The 26,000-nt window shown below is 46.1% G+C and carries 21 protein-coding genes; 8 read left to right on the top strand and 13 right to left on the bottom strand.

Annotated features, from left to right (window positions below; all coding sequences use genetic code 11):
* Positions 1-84: 84 nt before the first annotated feature.
* From JGK22_RS13830 to JGK22_RS13820, 3 genes are all read right to left on the bottom strand, one after another.
* The gene (locus JGK22_RS13830; RefSeq protein WP_293226486.1) at positions 85-2,145 is read right to left on the bottom strand and encodes a hypothetical protein; all 2,061 of its coding nucleotides are present in this window, start codon (positions 2,143-2,145) and stop codon (positions 85-87) included.
* Between the two features lie 136 nt (positions 2,146-2,281).
* A complete protein-coding gene (locus tag JGK22_RS13825) occupies positions 2,282-2,674 on the bottom strand; it encodes a type II toxin-antitoxin system VapC family toxin (protein WP_293226488.1) in 393 nt (130 codons plus the stop codon).
* A complete protein-coding gene (locus tag JGK22_RS13820) occupies positions 2,674-2,931 on the bottom strand; it encodes a hypothetical protein (RefSeq protein WP_293226491.1) in 258 nt (85 codons plus the stop codon). Before JGK22_RS13820 ends, JGK22_RS13825 begins: the two co-directional genes overlap by 1 nt.
* A 90-nt stretch (positions 2,932-3,021) precedes the next feature.
* Between JGK22_RS13820 and JGK22_RS13815 the strand changes: the two genes are divergently transcribed.
* Positions 3,022-3,321, top strand: coding sequence for a hypothetical protein (locus tag JGK22_RS13815; RefSeq protein ID WP_293189879.1), 300 nt, complete (start codon positions 3,022-3,024; stop codon positions 3,319-3,321).
* Between the two features lie 196 nt (positions 3,322-3,517).
* Positions 3,518-3,685, top strand: coding sequence for a hypothetical protein (locus tag JGK22_RS13810; protein WP_293178434.1), 168 nt, complete (start codon positions 3,518-3,520; stop codon positions 3,683-3,685).
* Between the two features lie 273 nt (positions 3,686-3,958).
* Here JGK22_RS13810 and JGK22_RS13805 read toward each other — a convergent pair whose 3' ends face one another.
* Positions 3,959-5,707, bottom strand: a complete 1,749-nt coding sequence (locus JGK22_RS13805) for a hypothetical protein (protein WP_293219737.1) — start codon at positions 5,705-5,707, stop codon at positions 3,959-3,961.
* Between the two features lie 373 nt (positions 5,708-6,080).
* Here JGK22_RS13805 and JGK22_RS13800 point away from each other — a divergent pair, with 373 nt between their 5' ends.
* On the top strand, positions 6,081-6,314 hold the full coding sequence (locus JGK22_RS13800; protein WP_293149962.1) for a hypothetical protein: 234 nt from the start codon (positions 6,081-6,083) through the stop codon (positions 6,312-6,314).
* Positions 6,315-6,358: 44 nt separating this feature from the next.
* The gene (locus JGK22_RS13795) at positions 6,359-6,574 is read left to right on the top strand and encodes a hypothetical protein (protein WP_293189943.1); all 216 of its coding nucleotides are present in this window, start codon (positions 6,359-6,361) and stop codon (positions 6,572-6,574) included.
* Positions 6,575-7,192: 618 nt separating this feature from the next.
* Here the strand turns inward: JGK22_RS13795 and JGK22_RS13790 are convergent.
* From JGK22_RS13790 to JGK22_RS13770, 5 genes are all read right to left on the bottom strand, one after another.
* On the bottom strand, positions 7,193-8,269 hold the full coding sequence (locus JGK22_RS13790; protein WP_293178428.1) for a transposase: 1,077 nt from the start codon (positions 8,267-8,269) through the stop codon (positions 7,193-7,195).
* A gap of 219 nt (positions 8,270-8,488) precedes the next feature.
* Entirely contained in the window at positions 8,489-9,145 is a 657-nt protein-coding gene (locus tag JGK22_RS13785) for a hypothetical protein (RefSeq protein WP_293178424.1), read from the bottom strand.
* Positions 9,146-9,178: 33 nt separating this feature from the next.
* The gene (locus tag JGK22_RS13780; RefSeq protein ID WP_293178421.1) at positions 9,179-9,373 is read right to left on the bottom strand and encodes a hypothetical protein; all 195 of its coding nucleotides are present in this window, start codon (positions 9,371-9,373) and stop codon (positions 9,179-9,181) included.
* A 50-nt stretch (positions 9,374-9,423) separates the two neighbouring features.
* Entirely contained in the window at positions 9,424-10,389 is a 966-nt protein-coding gene (locus JGK22_RS13775) for a BadF/BadG/BcrA/BcrD ATPase family protein (protein WP_293313034.1), read from the bottom strand.
* A gap of 76 nt (positions 10,390-10,465) precedes the next feature.
* The gene (locus JGK22_RS13770; RefSeq protein ID WP_293178492.1) at positions 10,466-10,822 is read right to left on the bottom strand and encodes a zinc ribbon domain-containing protein; all 357 of its coding nucleotides are present in this window, start codon (positions 10,820-10,822) and stop codon (positions 10,466-10,468) included.
* A gap of 216 nt (positions 10,823-11,038) precedes the next feature.
* Between JGK22_RS13770 and JGK22_RS13765 the strand changes: the two genes are divergently transcribed.
* Together JGK22_RS13765 and JGK22_RS13760 are read left to right on the top strand one after the other, a co-directional pair.
* Positions 11,039-11,365, top strand: a complete 327-nt coding sequence (locus JGK22_RS13765) for a phasin family protein (protein ID WP_265235356.1) — start codon at positions 11,039-11,041, stop codon at positions 11,363-11,365.
* Between the two features lie 256 nt (positions 11,366-11,621).
* On the top strand, positions 11,622-12,227 hold the full coding sequence (locus JGK22_RS13760) for an FKBP-type peptidyl-prolyl cis-trans isomerase (RefSeq protein ID WP_293178415.1): 606 nt from the start codon (positions 11,622-11,624) through the stop codon (positions 12,225-12,227).
* Positions 12,228-12,425: 198 nt separating this feature from the next.
* Here JGK22_RS13760 and JGK22_RS13755 read toward each other — a convergent pair whose 3' ends face one another.
* The 4 genes from JGK22_RS13755 to gloB all read right to left on the bottom strand — a co-directional run bounded on the left by JGK22_RS13755 (position 12,426) and on the right by gloB (position 24,214).
* Positions 12,426-16,529: a replicative DNA helicase gene (locus tag JGK22_RS13755; protein WP_293193354.1), complete on the bottom strand. Its 4,104-nt coding sequence runs from the start codon at positions 16,527-16,529 to the stop codon at positions 12,426-12,428.
* Between the two features lie 277 nt (positions 16,530-16,806).
* A complete protein-coding gene (gene rplI / locus JGK22_RS13750; protein ID WP_293127513.1) occupies positions 16,807-17,265 on the bottom strand; it encodes a 50S ribosomal protein L9 in 459 nt (152 codons plus the stop codon).
* A gap of 350 nt (positions 17,266-17,615) precedes the next feature.
* Positions 17,616-22,709: a PAS domain-containing protein gene (locus JGK22_RS13745; RefSeq protein WP_293313032.1), complete on the bottom strand. Its 5,094-nt coding sequence runs from the start codon at positions 22,707-22,709 to the stop codon at positions 17,616-17,618.
* A 731-nt stretch (positions 22,710-23,440) separates the two neighbouring features.
* Positions 23,441-24,214 carry a hydroxyacylglutathione hydrolase gene (gene gloB / locus JGK22_RS13740; RefSeq protein WP_293178406.1) on the bottom strand — a complete coding sequence of 258 codons (774 nt, stop codon included), beginning with the start codon at positions 24,212-24,214 and terminating at the stop codon, positions 23,441-23,443.
* A 224-nt stretch (positions 24,215-24,438) separates the two neighbouring features.
* On the opposite strand from gloB, the gene JGK22_RS13735 reads away from it, so the two are divergent.
* A complete protein-coding gene (locus tag JGK22_RS13735) occupies positions 24,439-24,642 on the top strand; it encodes a hypothetical protein (protein WP_293178403.1) in 204 nt (67 codons plus the stop codon).
* 352 nt (positions 24,643-24,994) lie between these two features.
* The gene (gene galE, locus JGK22_RS13730; RefSeq protein WP_293178400.1) at positions 24,995-25,996 is read left to right on the top strand and encodes a UDP-glucose 4-epimerase GalE; all 1,002 of its coding nucleotides are present in this window, start codon (positions 24,995-24,997) and stop codon (positions 25,994-25,996) included.
* The last annotated feature ends 4 nt before the right edge of the window (positions 25,997-26,000 follow it).

The following is a 26,000-nucleotide window of genomic DNA, read 5'->3' as shown; positions in this document are numbered from 1 at the left end:
CATCGAGTTGAGTGACGGATTATTGGTCTGGTTGTCCAGTTTTGTCGAGTACATTGCGAATCGAAACTCTACCCAACAAAAACTTTACCGCACACCCCACACTACAATTTCCCGAGCGCTGCTCACAAGAGTTTGCCCATCCGAGCTGATGGCAACGGATTTAACCTCGTGTGAATGTCCTTCGAGAGTTCTAATCAATTCCCCGGTGTGCAGGCTCCAAACTTTAATAGTGTTGTCATCACTTCCACTCACAATAGTTTGCCCATCAGGGCTGATGGCGACGGAATTAACTGATCGTGAATGTCCTGCAAAAGTTCTGTTCAATACCCCGGTGTGCAGATTCCAGACTTTAATTGTTTTGTCGTAACCCCCACCCCCGCTGACAAGGGTTTGCCCATCCGGGCTAATGGCTATGGAACTAATTAAATCTGAATGTCCTGCAAAAGTTCCGATCGATTCCCCGGTTTCCATATTCCAAACTTCGAGGGTGTTCTGGCAATCTCCACTAACGAAAGTTTGCCCGTCCGGGCTGATGGCAACGCAATTAACCCCGTGTGAATTTCCTACAAGGGTTTTGCTCAATTCCCCTGTGTGTAGATTCCATACTTTGATGGTGTCCCAACCGCCACTCACCAGAGTTAGCCCATTCGGAGTGATGGCAATAGAATTAACCTGGTGTGAATGTCCTTCAAGAGTTCTGATCAATTCCCCAGTATCCAGATTCCAGATTTTGATGGTTTTGTAACTCCCACTCGCAATAGTTAGCCCATCCGGGCTGATGGCTGCGGAATTAACTGCATCTGAATGTCCTTCAAGAGTTCTGATCGATTCCCCTGTGTCCAGATTCCAGACTTTGATTGTTTTGTCCCTACTCGCACTCACAAGAGTTCCCCCATCTGGGCTGATGGCAACAGAATTAACTACGTCTGAATGTTCTCCAAAGGTTCTGATCAATTCCCTGGCTTGCAGATTCCATACTTTGATGGTTTGGTCGTAACCCCCACTCACAAGAGTTTGCCCATCTGTGCCGATCGTTACGGAATAAATTGAGCTTGAATGTCCTTCGAGAGTTCCGATCAATTCCCCGGTGTGCAGCTTCCAGATTTTGATAGTTTTGTCCCAACTCGCACTCACAAGAGTTTGCCCGTCCGGGCTGATGACGGCGCAATTAACGCTCATTGAATGTCCTGAAAGGGTTCTGGTTAATTCTCCCCTATGCAGATTCCAGACTTTGATAGTACGGTCTCCACTCCCACTCACAAGAGTTTGCCCATCCGGGCTGATGGCAACGGAATAAACTGAGTTTGAAGGTTCTGCAAACGTTCTGATTAATTTCCCGGTGTGCAGATTCCAGACTTTGATTGTTTTGTCCCTACTCGCACTCACCAAAGTTTGTCCATTCGGGCTGATGGCGACGGATGTAACCTCGTCTGAATGTCCTTCGAGAGTTCTGATCGATTCCCCTGTGTGCAGATTCCAGACTGTAATATTGTCCCCACTCCCACTCACAAGAGTTTGCCCATCTGTGCTGATGGCTACGGAATAATTTAAATCTCCTGCAAAAGTTCTGATTAATTCCCCAGTGTCCAGGTTCCAGACTTTAATATTGTCCCAACCCCCACTTACAAGAGTTTGCCCATCCGAGCTGATGGCAACGGAATAAACCGCGTGTGAATGTCCTTCAAGAGTTCTGATCGATTCCCCTGTGTCCAGATTCCAGACTTTAATTGTTGTGTCGTCACTTGCACTAACAATCGTTCGTCCATCAGGGCTGATAGCGACGGAATTAACCGAACTTGAATGCCAATCAAAATTACTTTTATACAAGCGCTCAAAAAGTCGCCAGGGATTGTACTCTTGTAAAATCTGTTTAACTCTCGGCTCTGTCCTTTCCCGCAATAGCCGATATGCAGCTCTTTGTACCTGGTCTGATTCATCCTGCAAAACCCGAATCACCAAATCTAAACCAGCTTCTCCATACTTGGGCGCATCTAAAACGGCAGCAATTCGTTGCTCGACAACTGCACTCGCCAAGCGCATCTTTACACCTTCGATGCCTCCCAAAACAGCGGCGTTAGTTGGCATTGGAGCCTCACTGCCAAGGACAGCATCGTATTCTCTAGCTTCATTAGGATTTTGTGTCATAGCACTTTTACCAGTTGACTATACAAAATTTGATTAAACTTAACTACTGTTTTTGAAGCTTTTAGCGCTCTTTCAACGATAACTTTTAACCAATTTAACAAATCACGGTATGCCGACCTTTTGACAGGCATCATCGTTATTCTAAAAGCTGGACTCGATCGGGAAACTTTGCCGCTAGTTTGCGATCGAACGTAATCACTTGAACTTCCTCCCGAATTGCCACCGCGACAAATAACGCATCATAAAACGAATGATTGGCCCCGACTGCTAGCTCCAAAGCAATCTCTCGAACCTGAGCGCTAGGGACAATCTTATCGATTAATGCCTCTGCATCGTCTAGCACCTCTAGCCCTGTTTCAATTGGCAACTGCCGAAACTGAATCCATTGCCATACCACATTACCCAACTCGGCAAATAGCGAATCGGGCACAATAATCTGCTCTGCTGTCTCTAAGGCTGCGATCGCCTGCTCGTGATGATTCTCCACCCGCAACAGCGCATAAGCGAACACCATTGTATCAATTACCATCAGGGTCGTCCTTGCTCTTTCCAGTCTTGCAGTTGGCTAGCCGTTTGCACCGGCAGAATGTCCCAACGCCGACGGATGCGATCGATCACCGCGCCCCGCTGCACATAACGGCTTTGTAGCAGATCGCGAATTTCCTGCTCCATCGAAACTCCCTTTTGTTCCGCAAGCCGTTTGATGCGATCGACCAATTGATCTGGCACATTGCGAATCGTAATTGTTGCCATATTGCCTCTAGTATCGAAAGGAATATTCATCATTATGCTAGCAAAGTGCTGTCATTGCCTTCCTGTTTCTTGGCAATTGCTGCGTTAAATTATATAAAGCTAACCTCAATTTTTCATAAAGCTATGGAATACTTGATTGCTGCGATCGTCCTCGGAATGCTAATTTGGGCTGGGATCGAGATTGTCCAAACAGTCCGCAACTGGGAACCGAATCAATCTGAGTTTAACAGGAAGATGCAAGCCGAAATGGGCCAGTACGAAGCTAATGGTTTTGTAGCTGACGGCGCGATCGACTCTGGGGCGAAAACAGTCGGACACGCACTCCACGCCAGCCACTGTGCCGCCGAAGCCGCGGGTTGCGAAACTGCTCCAAGTGCGATCGCCCATGCTGCTGAAAGCTTATCGCACCTGCTGCACCATTAAGCAGGGCGATCGGGTAAAAAACATCATAGTCTCTTGGCAGCTTTGGAAGGTTGATTAACAGTTAAAATGAAGTCCACTCCTAGCTGACTAAAGAATAAATGTGAAAATTCCCACTCAACTGCGACAATTTTCATCCCATTTGCTGTTAATTACCGCGCTAGATCAGATCCAGAAAACCTCAACCTTTTAAAAAGCTATGGAATATTTAATTGGTGCGATCGTCCTCGGAATGTTGATTTGGGCCGGTATCGATATTGTGCATACCATCCGCAACTGGGAACTCAATCGCTCCGAAATCAACCAAAAAATTCAAGCTGAAATGGTCAAAGAGACATATTGCTGTCAATTTTGGGATTCTGAATAAGCACATAAAGTATAAAGTATCGTTCTGACGTATAGCGGTTCTCACAAAGATTCGCGGACGTTGTTGGGAAGAGAGCCCTCTTGGTTTAAGCGGTTATATAAGCTGTCAGTTATACCTCATCTTTTTGAGAAAGGCTATACCATTTATTGGCTGGTGCGTCAGCTTCAAAATTGTTAGTTTTTGGCAAAAATAATGCGAACTGACGCACCCTACTGATTCGGGTACTTAATGAATGGAAAATTTAAATTTAAATTTTCCATTCATTTATCATTTTTACCCCTTAGCCTCAACCCAAACCGTCATCCCCTCAACCCTCAAACCTTTGCCGCGAGTGCCGCAATATTGACCGTTAGAACCAACAGGAGTATCACCCACATTTTGAATGTGAGCGGTGTAAAATACATCGTAATTATCAGCTTTCACCCCAGTCAGCCGTGCTGCAAATCCTTCAATGCGCTTGGCTTTACCCCGGAAACCGGCTAATTCCCCTTCCTCAATCCAAGCAGTATCCCCAACTCCTTCAACATGAGCCATGTACTGCAAATTTAAACCGGGAACCGGAGGCTCTATTTTAATTTGAAAACCTTCGACTCGGCGGCCTTGAGCTTTAGTACCGGCGTATTCTTTATCGCTAAAAGTGCGATCGCCAATTCCTTGAATGTGCGCCAACACTTTCAAACCCACAGGCGTCGCAACTTGAGAACTCGCAGACGGCGCAATCCAAACCTTGATCCCTTCTATTCTCAAACCTTTGCCGCGAGTGCCGCAATATTCGCCGTTGGAGGACACGTTGGTGTCGCCGATATTCTGAATGTGAGCAGTATAGAATACGTCATACTTATCAGCTTGCGGCCCGCTCAACCGCACGGCAAATCCTTCAATTCGTTTCGCTTGACCGCGAAAACCGGCTAATTCCCCTTCGCCAATCCAAGGGGTATCGCCAACACCTTCGACATGAGCCATATACTCGACTGTTAAGCCAGGAATTTGTGGCTCAATATTAATTTGAAATCCTTCAACGCGGAGGCCTTTACCTTTAGTGCCGGCGTATTCTTGAGCGCTAAAAGTGCGATCGCCAATTCCTTGAATGTGCGCCAACACTTTCAATCCCAAACCGCCCTCTACTGGCACTTGTTGAATCTCGCGAGGTGCCCCAAACACAATGTTGCCGAAACCGGTTGCTTGGAGGGATTTAGGTACTTCCACGCTAGGAACGATAATCACCTCGTGCATGGGCGCCGTCGTGGCGGGGGATTCCAAAATTTGGATTTGTGGTGCAACTGTAACTTGTTTCGGCGCCGCATTTCCCGAGGGGATGATAATAACTTCCGGTAGAGGTTCGGTGCTGATTTTTGGTTCGGTTGCTGCTTGAAATACGGGCTCGACTTTCGCAGGTGCTGCTTTTACCATCTGCGAAACGGTTAATTTGCCTCTGGAAATGGCGACGGCTATTTGTTTCCCAAAAGCGGCGCTGACTGTTTCTTCGAGGATCACCCACTGTTCGTCATCTAGTTTGTCTTGCTGCTCCACCAGGGCGAGCACTGCTGCAACTGGGTGTTTGCCGCCCACTAAGGATTCTGCGTCGGAATGCAGTTGAGTTGGGGCGGATTCGGAAATGGCGCGGTGAAGTTCCCGAGCTCTGCCATGAACTGATTGTAAGGGCGCGAAGTCGCTTTGTTCGCGGTGGGCGATCGCCAATACTCGATCGAGCACTTTCAAAGCTGCATCGCGAATTCCTGCTTTACCAGCGGAAGCTGTGGCTGTCTCGACTAAGTTTTGAATGTCTTTGAGGGAAGCAATTTCCCCTGGGGCGAGGGCGGATTTATTGAGTTCGAGTGCTTTTTTTTGGACTTCTGCAAAGTTTCGGCTGTAGGCGCTAATTTCTTGAAGTAAGCTGTCCGAGGGAGGAAAGCCCGAGTCTTGCAGTTGTTTGGCTGCTTGGGAGAGTCGATCGGCTAAATTAGCATAAGTTTCCGATAATCTGGCTATTTGTTGTAACAAATCTTTAAGTGGTGCTTCCATAGTCTTGCCGTAAATATTTAACTTGCTGATTATAGACGGTGAGAGCCTTCTGAAGGTAGAAGGTAGTAGTCATGAGTCATGAGTCATGAGTCATGAGTCATGAGTCATGAGTCATGAGTCATCAGTCATTAGTCAAAGGGAATAAGAAAAATGCTCCCCCCTCTCCCCCTCTCCCCCTCTCCCATCTCCCCCTCTCCCCTCTCCCCCGCGTGATCCATGTCACACCCGTGCAAACACTTAGTCACACTTTGCGAGTCCGGCTGTCACGGCCGGCCATTAAAAATGTCACACAAATTGAGCAATAGCCGTCACTGCGGAGTCAGTGAAAACCGTTGATACTGAGGCTATTCAACAAATAAAACTCCCAAGTGTTATGGTACTGATTCGCGATCTCGCCCAACAAGCTCTGAGCCTAGGTTATTTAAGTCTTGAAGCCGAAAATCAACTGCGGCGGATGTTAACCACCACAAAGTATGACCTGGAAGACTTAAATGCTTTTATGAATTTGCAACTAGCAGCCATGTCCGGCTTGGTAAAACAAGAGTCTCGCGAACTCAAACAATTTGAAATATTTGGCGAGACCGCCTCGGAAACTGCTTGTTGGTAATTATTTTGCTTTGGACACCTTGAATTTTAGTAAGGAACATTTCGATCGTGCTGATTCGTGAAGTTGTAAAACAAGCTATTGACGCTGGATATCTGAGTTTGGAAGCGGAAAATGAAATGCAGCATATTTTTTCCTCGTCAAAGTGTGATTTGGAAGATTTGAATGCTTTTATGAGCTTGCAGTTAGCTGCGATGGCGGGTCGCGTGCGGCAAGAGTCTTTGGAATTGATAAGTTTGCCCAATATTTATGGAAAAAATTAATCCTGTTTATTCAGTCTTTGGGCTGGATAGACAGTGATTATTATGCCTAAAAATTAACTAATATTATAAGTGGATTTTCCCCCTAATTTTTATTATAACGCAATACCGTTCACTTAAGGCAGATTCGCCCTAATCCCCCGATCGAAGCAGTGCAGTTTTATTGTAGGAAAAATAAATCTGAAACTACCGAAAGCATCGCTCAAAGGTCGGGTGGCATATTAGACGCAATTTTCATATTCATAAATAAAGGTACGTAGTTGGGCTTGAGCCTCCTTTATATATATATAAAGAGGGCTAAAGCCCAACTACATACCTAATTATAATGACAATAAAATATCAGACATTACACCCCTGAAATCTTTGACCAAACTAACTAATCTATGGCTAGATGATGATCTAATCGCAAATAAGACTTGTCCCCTCAAACCAGAGTCTATCTGTCTGTTTTAACGGCTGCAAAAAAGTACAGAGCCACGCGAGTTGGGCCCTCGACTATTTGGGACGACTTCGACGCTCCAATACTTTAATTACTGCTATATAAATCCTAGACAAGTCTAGTCATTACTTCTCGTTTCATCGGGGGCATCGGAGCGGCTATCCCTCAACGAGCTTTCAAGGTTAAGCCAACCTTGATATGTTCAGACTGGCATTCAGATCGCGATCGATAGATATGCCACACGAACAACAATCATACGTGCGTTTTTTAAGCGGCATATCTTGAATATTCCCACAACTAGAGCAAGTTTTAGAACTTGGGTACCACCGACTAATTATCATTAGTTCGGAACCAAATTTTCGACACTTATATTTTAGTTGTCGTCTGAATTCATGAAATCCACAGTCAGCAATTGCTTTAGCCAACCTATGATTAGCCATCATTCCTGCTATGTTTAGGTCTTCAATTACTACTTTCGCGTGGTTTTTGCTTAAATAAGTAGTAACGTGATGAAGAGTATTATTGCGGAGATTGGCAATTCGACTGTGTTGACGAGCCACTTTCATTCTCGCTTTAAATCGGCGATTGCTGCCTTTCTTTTTTCTAGATAGTTGTTTTTGCAGTCGCTTCAGTTTCGCAGCCTCTTGGTAGTAATACTTGGGATTTTCAAACACAACTCCTGTCGAAAGTGTAGCTAAAGTTTTCACGCCTAAATCTACACCAACAACTTCATATTGTTTGGCTATTACTTGCTGACTCTGCTCGTAAGCAAAAGATAAATACCAGTCATCAGCAATCCTAGAAATTGTTATTTTAGAAGTAGTAACATTTGGCAATCCTTCAAACGTCCGAATCCAGCCAATTGTAGGCAATTTAATCCTTACCCCGCCAACTCTCATCGGCTTGCCACCAGCATCAAGAGTGAAAGCATCGTGTTGAAACTTCTTTTTAAAATGGGGATAAGCACCCAGTCCTTTAAAGAAACGATCGAACGCATTACCTAATTGGTCGAAAGCATATTGAGTGATCTTTTGACAAATCCCTTTTTCTTTAATCCATTCCAGCTCTGGCTTGACGTAATTATTGAAAAACTTTTTGAGAATATATTTGTTGGGCTTTAATCCATCTTGGTACAAGTTTTGCCAAGTCGCCAAACCCCAATTGTAAGTAAAACGAGCTATTCCAGCGTGTTTACTCATCAATTGTTTTTCGGCACTTGTTAATTTTAACTTTGTCTTGATTGATAACAGCACAAGCATCAATTAAATAACTTTCTCAATAGTACGCTTTGTCGTCTAGGTTTGTCAAGTGTTTCTATTACCTTATTTGTCTAGCCTTTGTCAACCTCCCATCCAATAATTCCGCCAACAAACATGGCCAAGCACAACCTTAATAGTATGCCTAGCCAATTATCGGGAGACCACAAGTTTGCGATCGACAATGTTTTGCTGCAAATACTTAATCGGAAGATTTTAATATTACCGCAGCACGATGTCCGATCGCAATCTGACTGATAAATCTTCTTCCGGGCGAATCACGATCACGTCAACACTGCGCCGCCCCAACAATACTCCCGCTAATGCGCCGATGCCAGCGCCTCCCAATACTTCTTCAGTGGCAATTGCCTTGTCCCCGGTAATGCCTGCTAGGGCTGCTGCTGCTGCTGCGCCTAATGCTGCACCTTGCGCTACTGAACCTGTGCCGGCACCTTTTTGAACTCTTTCGGTTCTGGTAATAACTCCGGAATAGCCATCAATCCGATAGCGTTGGCGGCGGCTGACAATTAACTCTCTGGCAACAAATTGAGTACCCCTTTGATTGCCCCTTCTAACCGGTCGCAATTCCCCGACAATTTGGCTGCCTGCGGGGATTAATACTCTTCCTTGATCTGTGCGGATGTCTCGCGATACGGTTAAAGTTAAAGGTGCAGTTTCATCGCGGGTAACAACAATTTTTTCTTTTTCGTAGCTAACTGGAATTACACTGCCAGACGGAATTCGGATGCTATCATATTGTGAAATTCGTTGTTGAGCTTCTGCGGGAGTAGCTACCACCAGAGGCGCGCTGGTTGCAACTGTAATGCCTACTGCGAGGATTGCTGCTGTTGCTGAGCGCCATTTGTGAGAAGTAATCATATAATTTGTCTCCTTGGTTTTGTTTTGTTTTACTTAGGAATGTACTACTGCTAAATCTGTTTCGCGTTTCGGATTCATTTGATGTTTTAATGATGGCAGGTAGAGATTCTGCAAGTTGGGAAGATAAGGTAGATAATCAAGAATTTTTAATTTTGGCAAAATCTCGAAAATTGGCAAGGCTGGGGCGATCGGGAAGATAAGGAAGATAAAGGAGAGATTGGGATTCATCGTCCTTTTAGCAGTTAAGCTGAAATCCTAGCAGGAAGCGCCGGACGAGCTTAATTCTTGAGAGCGTTTAATGCTAACAACGCTGCACCGAAAGCTGGTTCGGATCGGGGCAAAATTACCTTAGCATTCGGGGCGATCGCGCTTATCGCACTTTCAAACCTACCCCGGAAATTAGCTTCTGAACCCCACACACCTCCGATCGTCACAATTTCAAATTCTTCTGTGGGGCTAAACAGCGCTGAAATAGCTGTTTTGGTGGAAAATGTTAATTCTGCCACAGCACGACTAATAATGCCGTCAGCGACGCGATCGCCCTCTGCTGCTGCTCGATCGACAATCGGCGCTAAAGCTGCAATTTCTGTCACTCCCCAACCGCGCCGGTAAACGACTTCTACCAATTCTTCCAGGTTATTTAGACCTAAATGCTGTTGAAATTTTTGGGCCAGCACGGTAAACTCCGAGCGTCCGTCATAGAACTTCAAAGCAGCTTGCAAACCGGCAACAGCGATGTCATATCCGCTACCTTCATCGCCTAAAATATATCCCCAACCGCCGACTCGTTTAGTTTTCCCTTGACGGTTTTGCCCGAAAACGATCGAACCAGTTCCAGCAATAACGGCGATACCGACTGGATTGCCGACACCGCCCACAAGTGCGATCGCGCAGTCGCTGCAAATTACGATATTTCTGGGCAAGAGCGATCGGGTTACTGGTAAAGTATTCGTCAACTGCAAGTTCTGCACTACAAATTGCACTATTTCAATATCTTTTGGACGCGCGACGCCTGCTAGTCCCAGACAAATTGCTTCTATGTTGAGATTGCTATTTGGCTCTATTTTAGCGGACAGAACTGCTCGTTCGATTGCCACTTCAATTGATTGTTTTGCTGTCTCGATTCCCTGCGTTTGATAATTTGAGGGCCCTGCTTCCCCCCGTCCCAAAACAACTCTGTTTTCGTCTATTAAGATGCAGATAGTTTTAGTTCCGCCGCCGTCGATGCCGAATACGTAACTCATGGATAATTTAGAGAATGAACCGCATAGCAAGCCCGACATACGCAGATATCTCTATTCTACGCTTGATATAATTAGATTAAATCGACAGGGCAATGCTAATAATAATTAAACCAAATAAAGCCAGCCAAACGACATTTCGCTGACACCAATTTTTGATTGATTGGGGCCAGCCACCACTGATATAACGGCTCGTCTGTGGTACCAGCGGCTCAGCTCGATCGTGATAAAGCGTGCATTCTTTGGCGAAGGGACGCTGCGGGTAGTTGCAGGTGTCGTCTTCGTGGTAAGTACAGGTAGCGCACAGAAATTCTGCGGATGCCGATCGATAGAGGGGGATACCCGGATGACCGAAAGCTTTGAGAGGGGTTTTGCAGTGGGTGCAGGCGATCGCTCGGGAGTCTACAGGTTGGTGACAGCGGGGACACTCAGGCATTGGATAGCAGGGTGATGGGGTAATTTTGTCGGGAGGCTTATTAGCGGGTTTTCCGAACGCCGATTGGCGGGTTAAACTCGCCAGCAGGCTGCTGGATGCTCCAAAATAGAAAGGTAGGTCAGTGCTGATGTAACTAAAATTGTACAAAGGGTTTCGCAGCGACCGCAGGCGACCTGAGCCGATCGGGTATTTTGGGGCAAACAGTAGGAAAAATCTATGGATAACAATAGCAACTTACTCAAACAACTGGTAATGCTGGGCATTGGTACTACATCCTTGGTGGCGGAGAAATTGCAGGAAGCCAGCGAGCAATGGGTCAAAGATGGCAAAATCAATCCCGAGCAAGCCAAAACCTTTGTCGATGACGTGACTGAACATCTCAAGTCCGAGCAGGGCAATTGGGATACGCAGTTGCAGCGCCAACTCCGGAATATGCTGCAAGATATGGGCGTTCCCCGACAGTCGGAAATGGATGAGTTGCGCGGCAGGCTCGATCGTCTCGAACGTCAGATGCGGGATCTAGAAAACCGTAACTGGCGCTAAGTGCGATCGCGCGCTCTCGCTGCGATCTTGTGATAAAATTGTCACCCGAACGCAGAAGGCTCAATCAGGCACTTATGAATGAAAGCAGAAGGTAGAATTACAAAGATTCTGACTTCATACTTTCTTTTGCCTTTAAAATTAACTGGCAGCCGCTATTTTTGGGCGGAAAAGTTCAGATAAAATTTTGTAGTTCTTGTTGTACTAGATGTCTTAGATATCTGAGATATCGCGGTTAAAAGTGTCAGGAGGATTAATTTTGCAAGGAATTCTGGTCAGCTTGGGCGTAATGCTGGTTTGCTTTGTGTTTTTGATAGTCGCTCAAATGAGCGGCTATGTACCTACAGCAGTTGCCTCCGAAGTGAATAGTCCTTTAACCGATGCTGCGCTTGAGATACTCTCAGCGAAGTCTTTCACTGAAGATAGCTTGCTAGTAGCTGATGCTAATTTACCAAAAGAACCAGCTACTATTGCTGGCAATAACATGACTGGAAATACAGAGAAAACTGAAAATACTGAGAAAACTGTTACCACAGGTTCAGGTCTGAAATATGTTGAATTGAAAGAAGGTAATGGGGCGACTCCAAAAATCGGTCAGACGGTTGTAGTGCACTACACTGGCACTTTGGAGGATGGCACGAAATTTGATAGTTCGCGCGATCGCAATTCTCCTTTTCAGTTCAAAATTGGCGTCGGTCAAGTAATTAAGGGTTGGGATGAAGGTGTCGGTACAATGAAAGTTGGAGAACGCCGCAAGTTGATTATTCCGCCTGAATTAGGTTATGGTGCTCGCGGTGCGGGCGGGGTGATTCCTCCTAATGCTACGCTGATTTTTGATGTGGAATTATTGAAAATCGCTGGCTAGGTAGCTTAACTTAACTAAGCGTAAAACTTTGACGGTGTGGAGAAACCCGGTTTTTTTAAGAAACCGGGTTTCTGTGTAAATCCTGGTTGATTTAAGTAAATTGACCTAATTAAACGTAAAATATCGATCGCGCTCAAGCTTGCTGTGTGTTCCTTCTTCCTTCTTCCTTCTTCCTTCTTCCTTCTTCCTTCTTCCTTCTTAAGAGCGCTTCGGAGATGCGAGATTGCGGAAGGAGGTATATTGAGCGTCAAATAATAGTTTGATGATTCCTGTGGGGCCGTTTCTGTGTTTGGTGATGATTACTTCGGCAATTCCGCGATCGGGCGAATCAGGGTTATAGTATTCATCACGGTAAAGCATAATTACTAAGTCGGCGTCTTGCTCGATCGAATTATGGGCATATAAACCTTGTGTGGCAAAGCTTTCAAGATTTTCGACTGTTATATCGTAAACCATTTCTTCACCACAAAAATCAATTTTCTTCACCTTATCCCAATAGATATCGCTAACAGCTAGCTTGCATATCTCTTCGGCATCCAAAATATTCCCTAACTGATGTGTGCGTTCTCGACCAATATCACATTTGTAATCCGTTGTGGCTGAATAACGCATACCCAAGCAATCTTGCATCTGTTTGATGGTTAAACCAAGGCGTTTTTGGGCAAGATTGACTTGAGTTCGCCAAAGTTCATTCGGAATTAAATCCCGATTTGTCTTCCCACATTCAGAATTATTGAGATATACTTTCACATCTTCTAAACTGGATTTTTTATAATTACCAACTGCACCGATTACATTCGCAAATATTTCTATATCTGACTTTCCTCCCAACCAAACTTGATATTGTGTACGTCCTTTTCCACCTTGAGAAACAACTCTGACAGCCGCATTGATGTTCAGTCTAAGCAACAGAGAACGGACTCCTCTGGCTAACTTCTCGCTACTAGAGGCATAATAAATAGCTGGATAAAGACATTTCTTCCCTTTAGCCGGTTTGATACAACCATCAGTTGCCCATAGGTGTCGAAGGAAAAGAGCGATCGATTCTTGGGGTTGGGTAAATACTAAACTGGGAATAAATTTTTCATGGGAACGTAAACCAAAGACTTCTAATTGTTCTAGCCATTTAGTAATCGGATTTTTAATATTGGGAGCGAGATGATAACTAGCAGGGAGATAAACTTGATACCAATCACGTTCGCGTTTGATACGGGAATTAATTTCATCACCAAATACTTCTGTAGCCAAATGTGCAACTAATTCAGCTAAATCTAATTCTCGCGTCGTGTACTGAATACTATGTCGGGGTAAAGTACAACCATCACCAATTAAATGTCCTAGTAAAGCTAATTCAGCATTACCCATCGTCTGCACTTCAGTACAAGGAATAGATCGAGGTATAGCAATCCGATCGCCTATTTTTAATTCATCTAAACGCTTCCAACCATCTGATGCAAAGAACTTATGATTGCCTGTTGCTTTAATTGAATTTCCCAAGCTAGTTGTCATCTCCCAGACTGGCTTTACCCCTGTACAAAAAGCATTAGTCACTATCGCTTTTTCCTGTTTCAGGGTATGTGAATTTAATCCCCAAACAGCAAAGCCAGATTTACCGACCAAATCGCGAATCGGGACTTCTAATCCACTATCAGCCATAGTAACTAAACTATCACCACTCAGACATCCACTTTCCCGTAAATCCGACATCATCGGCCGCTTATTTGTCCTGGCTTCCACACTTCGACTCAACTGAGACAAAGCAATAATCGGCACGTTGATCTCGCGGGCTAAACCTTTGAGACTTCTTGTAATTCGAGATAATTCTTGCACGCGGTTGTCGCTGCTACCTTCCATTAATTGCAGGTAATCTAGCAAGATTAATCCGAGAGATCCGCCTTGTTCTGCTTGGAGGCGGCGGACTTTGGAGCGAATCTCCATCACGGTAATATTAGGAGTATCATCAATAAACAGCGGTAGTTCTGATAAGTTACCAATGGCTGTACTGATGGGTTCCCATTCATTTTGACTGATTCTGCCCGATCGCAACCTATTACTTTCTATTTTGGCTTCACTGGACAGAATACGCTGCACTAGCTGTTCTTTCGACATTTCCAAGCTAAAAACGGCAACCGGTAATTTTTGCCCTCCGGCGGCGATGTGGTGCGCGATGTTGGTACAAAAGGCCGTATTGTGAACGCAGATATCATTAGCCACAAAATTGTGTGTCTCCGGGATAGTTAAGTCATAGACTTGCTTGTTTCCCATCGGTTCGATCGAAACTATTTCATCCCAGTAAACCTCGCTATCTGCCAGTTGTTTCAGCCACGAATTATTTAAAGCAGTTGCTAAAACCAAAAGTCTTTGCCTGGACAGCGCACGTTGACCAACGTGAATATTGGAATAACCTTTGATGCCTGCGCGTTTTGCTAAGGATGCCCAAGATTCGTTGCCTTTGGCTAATGCTATGTATTCCCAAACCTCGACAGGAATTAAATCACGGTTATTGTGAGATTTTTTGTTTTCTAGTGCTTCTTTAACTTTAAACAATGCTTCTTCTTTGCCAAAAATGCCAATCTCTGATATAAATATTTTGATAGATATAGCATCAGTAATATCTATAAACCAAGCTGGATTACGAGTATTTTTATATTTAACTAAACGTTTTTTGAGGGCGGCAATGATGCCAAATCTCAGCAGTAGATGCTGTACGTGTCTAGCTAGTCCTTCGCTGACAGAACAGTAGCCTAGTTGAGATTGACCGCTGGTAAGTAGGGTAGCCCAGCCGTCAGTGGAAAAGAGGCGGTTGAGGAAAAGGGCAATTTGCGATCGCTCCAATCTAAAAACTATGTCTGGTACTGTTTTCTGGTGAGCATTTTTTCCCATCAGACCTAATTCTTCTAACCAGTATCTCAGCGGGTTTTGATGCAAGGTATTAATAGCCTCCATTCCCGGGCCGGCTAGTTTTTTGGGAGCGACATCTAAAGTTTCACAGATGCGACTAAATAATTTTTGCTTTGGGAATGCCAATCCTAGCACCCAATCCGAGGCTAAATCGGGTGAAACCTTCAATATTTTAGCAAATTCTTTAACATACAAATGTTGTTCTTTAAGGACTTTTTGCAAATTCAGACCAAAGAAAGATATTTTGTCTTTGTAACTGTCTCGATCGCCCATGACGTAATATTCTGGTGCGCGTCTCCCTTGATCGTTGTATCGCAGCCTAAGACCTCCGAAGCTAGTAGCAGCCTTAGCAAAGTCTTCTAGTATAGCAGTATTTCCATTGGTGAAGTGCGGCGCGCTGCGTGTCAAACACCCATCGCCAATTAGATAAGCCAATAACTTAACTTCACAGTCACGAATGGTTTCTTTACCAAAAACATCCATCCTGCGGGGTACAGCAATTTTATCGCCTGCTTGTATTTCCCCCAACTGCCGCCAACCCTTAATTGTTAAAAATGGGTGTGTAATTGTAGTTTCTATAAAGCGTCCCAATCTGGTTGTGACGCGAAATACAGGCTTAATTCCATCATCTATAAAAGCAGATGGTCTAGTTAGATGAAACTTCCAATCTTTTCCTAAAGTTAGTAATTCAGCTTGACGTTTTTGATAGATTTCTTCAATGGTAGCAAGGCTTCCATCGCTTTGAAGCGTTATGGTAGAGCTTGCTTGGCATTTGCCCATTGCCGGCCTGGCAGCAACGATGATTAAATCCGATCGCTGAAAGCCGCCTGTCATGGCATCTAAATCATAAAAACCGCACGGAATACCGGGAAGCGTGAGGCCTTCATTGCGATTTTCTAAGTCTTGAAATGTTTGGTTTAGGGTTTCGCCGATCGATACTAAATCTTGTTGCGGGCGGTCTTGAGTGATGCCGAAAACTTCTTGTTCGGCACGGTCTAAGACTGTTTCTAGTGGCGCTGATGTCTCGTAACCTAATTGTACTATGTTGTTGCCCGCTTCGATCAATCGGCGCCGCTGATATTTGTCTTCGACTAAAGCTGCATATTGGTCGATGTTGACTGCTGAAACTGTGCGATCGACTAATTGTGCTAATTTAGTTAATCCTCCGACTTGTTCTAACTGGTTGCGATCCGTCAGCCAAGTCGTTACGGTCATTAAATCCGTCGGTTGACCTTGCAAAAATAGCCCTAATGCCGATCGATAAATGACTTGATGAGCGGTGATGGCAAAAAACTCTGGTCGCAAGATTTCAGAAATTCGGGAAATAGCTTCGGGGTCGATTAAAATCCCGCCCAAAATTGCTTCCTCTGCCTCTATATTTGTCGGCATCAAATCGCTCATTAGTCAATAGTTATTGGTTATTGGTTATTGGTTATTGGTTATTGGTTATTGGTTATTGGTTAGTGGTTATTGGTTAGTGGTTATTGGTTATTGGTTAGTGGTTAGTGGTTATTGGTTAGTGGTTAGTGGAAAAACAAATGACAATGCCCTATGCCCTATGCCCTATGCCCTATGCCCAATTCCCTATGCCCAATTCCCTATGCCCAATTCCCTATGCCCAATTCCCTATGCCCTATGCCCAATTCCCAATTCCCAATTCCCAATTCCCAATACCAAATTACATCGGGACAACTTGAACATCAACTTCGGCGGTAACTTCTGCGTGGAGTTTGATTTCAGCTTTGTATGTACCAGTGCCGCGAATTTCGGGCAGGGTGATGCCGCGCCGATCGACTTCTTGACTGGTAGAGTTGAAGATCAGCTCTGCTACTTCTTGGTTGGTGACTGTACCAAAAATCGCGTCTCCTTCGCCGACTTGCTTGGAGATGATGAAAGGCCCGGCTGCTTCCAGGGCGGTTTTGCGGACTTCGGCTTGCTGCTTGAGCTCTAGCTGGCGCAGTCTTTCTTCTTCTCTGCGGCGGGCTGCTTGCTTGAGAATGCCGGGAGTGGCTTTAAATCCCATTCCTTGGGGTACTAGGTAGTTGCGGGCGTAGCCTGGGGCTACTTCTACTACGTCGCCAGCTTTGCCGAGTTTGCTGACATCTTTGTTTAAAACTAATTGGACGCGCTTGGCCATGATCGTTGATTGTGGGGTTTTAACTGCAACTTTCTATAATAGCGAAGTTTGACGGGCGATCGCAAGGGAGAAGGAAGAGTTGGCAGTTGGCAGTTGGCAGTTGGCAGTTGGCAGTTGGCAGTTGGCAGTTGACAGGACTAAGAGTCCTTCTTAATCAGGTTCGTAGTAAGGACGAAGAGTCTTCTCCGATTTCTGCACCACCTTCGCTGTAGACGGATGAATGCACCAAAAATGATATCTCATCCTTATTCCGTGGGACTTCTGTCAACTGTCAACCGTCAACCCTTCGACGGATCTGACTGACAAGCTGTCAACTGTCAACTGTCAACTGTCAACTGACTGCGAACCTATTATGGGTTTTTTAGCTTTGGGCCGATCGCCCGCGCTACTGTAGCAACTAACTGGGTTGGATCGATCGGCTTAGATAAGTGCTTTTGAAATCCGGCTTGCAAAACTTGACGCTCGTTGGCTTCTCCAGCATAGGCTGTTAGGGCGATCGCCACTAGCCCCCGATACTCGGGCGCGAGCTGAGTGCGGATGTGACGGATCAGCATATACCCGTCCATCTCGGGCATTCCGATGTCGCTGACGATCAGATCCGGTGCAGTTTGGGCGATCGACAGCAGCACCTCAGCAGCAGATGACAGGGAAATCACCTCTGCACCCGCGTCCTCTAGCACGAAGGCGACAAAATCGCGCGAGTCCGGCTCATCATCTACTACCAAAATTCTCAATCCAGCGAGCGGCAAAGATGAAAGATTGGCACTCTCAGATGAATGACGTTCTGTCTCATCCTGCGTTCTAGAATCATCATTTAATAGCGGTAATCTCACCGTAAACGTCGCTCCTTGACCTTCTCCGGGGCTTTCTGCAAACACCCTTCCGCCGTGAAGTTCAATCAGTTGGCGGACGATCGCCAATCCCAATCCCAAACCGCCAAATTTGCGAGTTGTGGCGCCGTCTTCTTGTCGGAAATGCTCGAAAACATAGGGCAAGAAATCGGGAATAATCCCTTTACCCGTGTCTGAAACTTGAATTTGAACTTCGTGTGCGATTTGCGCTAATTTAACTTCTACTCGACCGCCTTCGGGCGTGAATTTCACCGCGTTAGATAACAAGTTCCACACAATTTGCTGCAAGCGACCTGTATCGCCGACAACGAGTCCGATATCTGGATTTAAGATTGTTTGAATTTGAATCTTTTTAGCTTCGGCTGCTAGTTGCACGGTTTCCAAAGCAGACAAGATAATGGTGCCGACATTCACCGGAGCAACATTCAATCTGAGTTTTCCTTGCAGAATCCGAGACACGTCGAGCAAGTCTTCGATTAATTGAGATTGCAGTCGGGCGTTGCGTTCGATCGTCTCGAAGGCTTGGGCGGTTTTAGCCGCGCTCAGTTTGCCGCCGAGCAGCAGTTGCGACCAGCCTAAAATCGGATTTAAGGGCGATCGCAACTCGTGAGAAAGCACCGCCAAAAACTCGTCTTTAATCCGGTTAGCTCGTTCGGCTTCCGCGCGCGCCGTTTGTTCCAATTGCAGAACCATATCGCGCTCGGTTTCCACTTGTTTGCGCTCTGTAATGTCGATCGCAGAACCGATATAACCCTCAAATTGTCCGCTGTCGGTAAATCTGGGAGCCGCCGCATCCAGCGCCCAAGAATATCCGCCATCTTTGCGCCCCAAGCGAAATTCCATGCTGTAATGTTCCTGGCGTTCGTTGGCCCTCAAAAATCCGTTAAGGGCGTATTCTCGGTCTTCTGGATGCACCGCGTTTATCCAACCAAATCCCAAACCTGTTTCCTCAGTTTGACCTGTGAATTCATACCAGTTGTCGCTCAAGAAAGTGCAGTAGCCTGTAGAGTCTGTTACCCAGACCATAAATGGAGCGTTGTTAGCCATATAGCGGAATCGCTGTTCGCTCTCTTGCAGCGCGGCTTCTGATTGTTTGCGTTCTGTGATATCCCGACAGACAATCACTCCGCCTGTGATTTCTCTGCTGGTATCAACTACCGGATAACCGCTGATACTGATCCAGCGATCTTCGCAATCTTGGTGGCGGACAAATATCGCTACATCATTGACATATTCACCTTTGATTGCTCTGGTTAGAGGTAGTTCCTCCTCGGGGAAAAGGGTTTTTTGGTCTGGCAAAAATAGTCCGTAGGTGCTCGACCATTCCTGAGAGGATTTTTCATTGGTTAGCTGACCGAATATTCTCACGGCGGCGCGGTTAAACAGCACAAACTCCCCTTGTTGGTTGGCGAGAATCAAACCGTCACCAATGCTGTCTATAATTACTTGGAGTAACTTCGTTTTTTCTTGCAGTGCGACTTCGGCTCGCTTGCGTTTTGTGATGTCGTTGGAGATGCCAATCAAGCCGATTACTTCTCCGGCTTCGTTGCGGTAGGGAGCTTTCATTCCCAGAAAAGTCCGAACGCCATCGGGAGATTCTTCGACGATTTCTGTTTGACCGGATTCCATAATCCGCCGATCGTTTTCCGAGACTGTGGCTCCCAGTTCTGCTACTGCGTATAAATCGCGATCGCGCCGGCCAATTACTTCAGCAGCAGGTTTTCCCAGCGCCTCCAGGGTGGCTGGATTGGCATAAATAATACATCCTTGTCGATCTTTAACAAAAATTGGCGTGGGCGCTGACTCGTTAATTACGTTCAAAATTGCATTTTTTTGCCGCAGTTCTTCTTCTGTGCGTTTGCGATCGCCAATATCGCTCCAATAAGCCGTAAGTCCATCGGCTGCTGGATAGACGCTGACTTCTATATACCTTTGAAGCGACGGCGAAAACTCTTCAAACTTGACAGAAACTTGCTCGGAAACGACTCGATGAAATTCTTGATACAGCCTTGAGTTGGATTCTGCTTCGGCGGGGAATATCTCCCAGATCGATCGACCTAACAAGTCGTTTCTCGATCGCACCAGAAGTTTTTCAGCAGTGGCATTAACGTAGGTATAGCGCCATTGTGCATCGATCGCGATAAAGGCATCGGTAATACTTTCGATAATATTGCTGACTTGCTGGTTTGCCAATTGCAGCGCGAGTTCAGCGTTTTTGCGATCGGTGATTACTTCGGAAAAAATCATGATCCCGCCAATCTCACCGCTGTTGGTTCGCCAAGGGTGAATTTCCCAGCGCACCCAGTCTATCGAACCATCAGCGCGGGGAAACGGATCTTCTGGACACATTTCGACTGCTCCCGCCAGACAGCGCTGGTGGATTTGTCTCCAACGATCGGACAATTCTGGAAATATCTCGTAGTGCGATCGACCTACAATGTTTTGAGCGCCCAGCCCGTAACTTTCCAGCCAGCGATCGCTCACCAGCATATACCGCATCTGGCGGTCAAACATCGCCACCCCCGCAGGCGAATGTTTGACGAACAGCCGCAGTTGCTCTGACTGTTCCCGCAGGCGATTTTCCGCCTGTTTGCGATCGCTGATGTCTTTGAAAAGTATGGCGACTTTGCGGCTCTGGGGCTCGCTCGTGCGGAACGCTGAAACCTCAAACCAGCGGTTCATGGCTTCGGAGCCGTGTTCAAAGCTCGCTGGTTCGCCTGTCAGCGCAACTTTGCCGTAGATCTCGAACCAATAATTTTCGAGTTCTGGAACGAGCTGCCGCGCAGTTTTGCCCGCAGCTTGTACGAGTCCGGTTTGTTTCTCAAAGGCCGGATTGATTTCCAAAAAGCGGTAATCGATCGGCTTTTGGTTGTCGTCAAACAGTATTTGGATGACGCAAAAGCCTTCGTCTAGGGACTCAAACAAAGTGCGGTAGCGTTCCTCAGAGTCGCGCAAAGCTGCCTCCGCTCGTTTGCGATCGCTAATATCCACAAACGCCGAGACACAGCCGCAGACTGCGCCCTGTGCGTCAAATAACGGCACCGCATTCATCAACCAATCAAACGTCGCCCCATCCGATCGCACCATTTGAAATTCCGCATCTCGCAATTCGGCACCCGAAGCCGCCGCCCGCTGCATTGGGTGCTCTTCTGGCGGGATTTCCTGGCCGTTGCTAAGCAGTCTGAAGGGAAGGAGTGCGGCTTCGTCTCCGCTTGCAGAAACATTGGCATCCGGCCGCACTGTTAGCATCGACTGAGCAAACCTGTTAGTGCGAATTACATTACACTCTGGATCGTGGGCGATCGCGATCCCGACGGGTACAGCATCAAATATTGATTGCAGTTCGTTAACTCTGCGCTGTAGTTCCTGGTTGAGCCGTTGAATTTCTTTTTTGCGAGCTTTGCGATCGGTAATTTCGTGCACCATCACATTCACGCCCAGCACGCGATCGTCCTGGGCTTTCAGCGGATAGAGACTCAACAGCCAACTACGTTCTACTCCCGGCTGCGCTGAGTTTTCCCCGTGAATTTCGAGCTGTTCGACGGGAACTTTAGTGGCTATAACTTCTCGGTAAAGCGGCTCTAAATCATCAGCTTGTTGCGGCAAGATTTCGCGCAATGTTTTACCGATGTGGGCGGCGGCGGGAACTCCGTTAATTTCTGCGAGGCGCGAGTTGATGCGGACAAATCGCAAGTCGGTATCGATAAAGCAAAGTCCGATCGGCGCGCTAGCATAAATTGCCTCGATTTCTGCTAGTTGTTGGTGCGCCGTTTGCCCTTGTTTAATAAAAGCAGCCCGATCGGCTTTCTGCTCGGTAACATCTTGAAAATAAACGGCAATTCCCGATGCGATCGGATAAGCTCGTACCGCATACCAAGCATTGAGCGGCCCATAAAAAGATTCAAAACTAACTGTAACTTGCTCTGTGGCGCAGCGGCGAAATTCCTGATCGAACAAACTGCCCGCAGACTCGGGAAACTCTTCCCAAACGGTGTTGCCGATCAAATCTTTCGAGAGTCGATTTATCCACCGCGCCGCTTGAGAATTAACGTAGGTAAACCGCCAGTTTCGATCCAAAGCAAAGAACCCGTCGGAAATACTTTCGAGGGTGTCTGACTGTTGTTGGGCGGGCGCGTCACCGACGAATCTTGGCCCAGGTTGACCGATTTCTATAAAGGTGGTAACTACGGCGTAGGGAGTCGATCGATCTCCCTGAAATAAAGGTTGAGAATTGATCTTCAACCAAATCAATTCTCCCTGTGGTTGATAGAAGCCCATGATGACATTTGAGCAGGGTTTCCCGGTTTGCAGCGCCACCATAGACGGGTGCATCTCCCCAGGAAAATCCGAGCCATCTTCACGCAGAGTCTGCCACGGACAGTTGATGGAAGTGTTTCCCTGCATTTGTTCTGCTGTCATCCCCAACAGTTTCTCGGCGCGAGAATTGCACGCCTGAATGCTGCCGTCTGCCAATTGCAGAACCATCCCTACATCTGTTTGCAAAGCTGCACTCGGGTTGAGTGCTTTGTTAGAATCCTCTGAAACAGAGGAGTCTATTTTCGCTTGGGGTTCAGTATTGCCTAGATTTTTCATCTTTTAACAAAGATCGTTTTACTTGTGGCAAAGCTAATCGTACTCATCAATTATATATAAGGAAATAATCACAAAAACTTTTGATGCAAACAGGCTGACAATTCAAACCTCAGAGAGATGTCGATCGTTCTGCTGGAATTTCAATATCTCGACAATTTATTTTATACCAGAGCTCCACGCCTTGACCAGTTGTGTAAGCAAAGGCGAGAGGCAATTTTCTGGCTGTGGCAAATGAGCGATCGGTCTCATCATTATTCAACGTTTCTGTAGATTGCGATCGCCTGCTGTTGCTTGTTTTCGAGGGCGATCCGATCGCACTTGCGCGCAGGTAACGAAAAACCCAATTGCTTTAACTAAACCCGATCGCAAATTTTGGCAAGGCTATCTTGGTGTTAACGGTAAATGGCGATCGCATTTACCCAATATAGCGGTCTATTTTTCCTCCAGTGCCACGGCTCTTCTGATGTTTAGACCGATCGCCTTTTACTTTGGTTCGTGCCCCCAACTTAACCCAATACAGACATTTATAGCCCTTCTCAAAAAGATGAGGTACGCATGGGCATAGGGCATATGTCATAGCTCACTTTTTTGAGAAGGGCTATACCAGAAAGAATTGGTTGAAAGCCTCTCCTTTTTAAAGAAAAATTAAAATCAGACGATTCATTACTCCAAGACCCTTCCTTCTTTTGTCAACTGTCAATTGTCAACTGTCAACTGTCAACTGTCAACTGTCAAAATCGGTCTTTCATCCCGCGCAATCGAGCGAAGGTTTGCACTGAATCTTGACTGTTGGCGACTGACTGAAGACTAGGAAAATCCCAGCGCAAAAAGGGGTTTGTGCTTTTCTCGATGCCGATCGATGATGGTATTGTAGGTTGCGATCGGCTGCGAGCTTCTTTAACTGCTGCCAAGCGCTGCTGTAACTCAGGATTGTCGGGATCTACACTAATGGCAAATTGCAAGTTTGTCAGCGTGTATTCGTGGGCGCACCAAACTCTGGTATTGTCGGGCAAGTTTCGCAATTGTTCGAGGGAAGCTAGCATTTGGGCGGGAGTGCCTTCTTTGAGTCTGCCACAGCCTCCAGCAAACAAAGTGTCTCCACAGAACAATTCGCCCGTTTCCCCTGGGTTGCTGGGCGGGAAATAGTAGGCTATGTGGGCTTTTGTGTGGCCGGGCACGAAGAAAATTTCGGCGGTTCGATCGCCAAATTCAACGCGATCGCCCTGATGTAAAAATACTTGCTGTCCGGGAATTCTGCCTCGGTCTTCGGCGCCGCCGTAAACTGTAATTTGGGGAAAGCGATCGATCAGTTGCTGGTTGCCGCCTACGTGATCGCGATCGTGGTGCGTGTTGAAAATTGCGATTAATTCGGCTTTGAGCGATCGCACTTGCTGCAAGACCGGTTCTGCTTGCGCTGGATCGACCACTGCTACTGTATGGCGATCGGGGTCGTACAGCAAGAAAATGTAATTGTCCGACAGTACCGGAATCCGATAGACCTGCATAGAAAACAGCCTCTCTAGAAAAAATATTATACAATTAAAATATTGTGAGCGTGTTCCGAAGGCATAATGCAGAATTCTATAATCAGCGCATCTATCTTTGGAAGTAAAACTCTGATACATTGTTTCTGCTGTTCCACAAATTGCTTTGCAGTCTGGTACAGACGATTTTTAGGTCGAGAACTCCCAGCAGCTTTAAATATTCTGACATAAATGCGATCGAATAAATGCGAACATCTCAAAACAAATCCAACTTAACAATTTCTCAAATGGTCGATCGGATTGTCACGTCTGGCAAAATCTCTCGCCGGGAACATTTAGTTTTGACTTCTACGATCCTATCTGATGATAAAATTTCAGAGGAGGATCGATATCAAATCAATCGGATATTTGATTACATCCAAATTGGTCGCCTCAAGTTCATCGATTGAGCTGGTAAATTCACAAGATAATCCACAGTTGCAGTTAACGCCGATCCCCCCTAACCCCCCTTAAAAAAGGGGGGGACAAGAGAATTCTCACAGCCTCCTTAAAAATGGGGGGGACAAGAGAATTCTCACAAACCTTAAAAATGAGGGGACAAGAGAATTCTCAAAGCCCTCTTAAAAATCGGGGGACAAGAGAATTCTCACAGCCTCCTTAAAAAAGGGGGGGACAAGAGAATTCTCTTTCGTCCCCCTTCTTAAGGGGGATGCGAGGGGGATCTCCGGGGCATAAACAGGCTTAACCCAACCGTATTGCAATCTCATCGACAGTTACAGCTACAAAACAACCCAGAATAATATGAGTACAGAAAAACCAACAATTTTGGTAACAGGCGGAGCTGGATATATTGGCTCTCACGCAGTATTAGCGCTGAAAAATGCCGGTTACGGTGTAGTGATTTTAGATAATTTAGTTTACGGCCACCGAGATATAGTAGAGCAGGTTTTGCAAGTAGGGTTAGTAGTTGGTGATACAAACGATCGCGCACTTCTCGACAACTTGTTCGCCACCCACAACATTGCAGGGGTAATGCACTTTTCTGCTTACGCTTACGTCGGCGAATCTGTTACCGATCCAGCTAAATATTACCGGAACAACGTCATCGGCACGATTACACTTTTGGAAGCGATGATTGCTGCTGGGATTAAGAAATTGGTGTTTTCTTCTACTTGCGCGACTTACGGCGTACCGCAGAAAATCCCCCTCACCGAAGACCACCCGCAAAATCCGATCAATCCCTACGGTGCTACTAAGTTAATGGTAGAAAGGATCTTGTCAGACTTTGACGCGGCGTACAATTTTAAGTCTGTTTGTTTTCGCTATTTTAACGCCGCTGGAGCCGATCCGAACGGGTTGTTAGGAGAAGATCACAAGCCCGAAACTCACCTGATCCCGTTGGTGTTGTTCGCTGCTTTGGGAAAACGAGATTCGATCGCAATTTTCGGCACCGATTACGATACTCCTGACGGTACTTGCATTCGCGATTACATTCACGTTAACGATTTAGCCTCGGCTCACATTTTAGGACTAGAATATTTGCTAAATGACGGCAAATCAGATTTCTTTAATTTGGGGAACGGCGGCGGGTTTTCCGTAAAAGAGGTGATTGAAACAGCCCGCCAAGTGACGGGAAAAGAGATTAAGGCTGTCGAGTGCGATCGGCGTCCGGGAGACCCGCCTAGTTTGGTTGGCAGCAGCAAAAAGGCGATCGAAACCTTAGGTTGGTCTCCAGAATATCCCGACATTAAGGATATTGTAACTCACGCTTGGCAGTGGCACCAAAAACGTCATCACCCTTAGTCTG

It is taken from the genome of Microcoleus sp. PH2017_08_TRC_O_A (assembly GCF_020738665.1).
In the GTDB taxonomy this organism is placed as follows: domain Bacteria; phylum Cyanobacteriota; class Cyanobacteriia; order Cyanobacteriales; family Microcoleaceae; genus Microcoleus.
The sequence above is the reverse complement of the archived record's forward strand: the minus strand, read 5'-3'. Positions and strand labels throughout refer to the sequence as shown.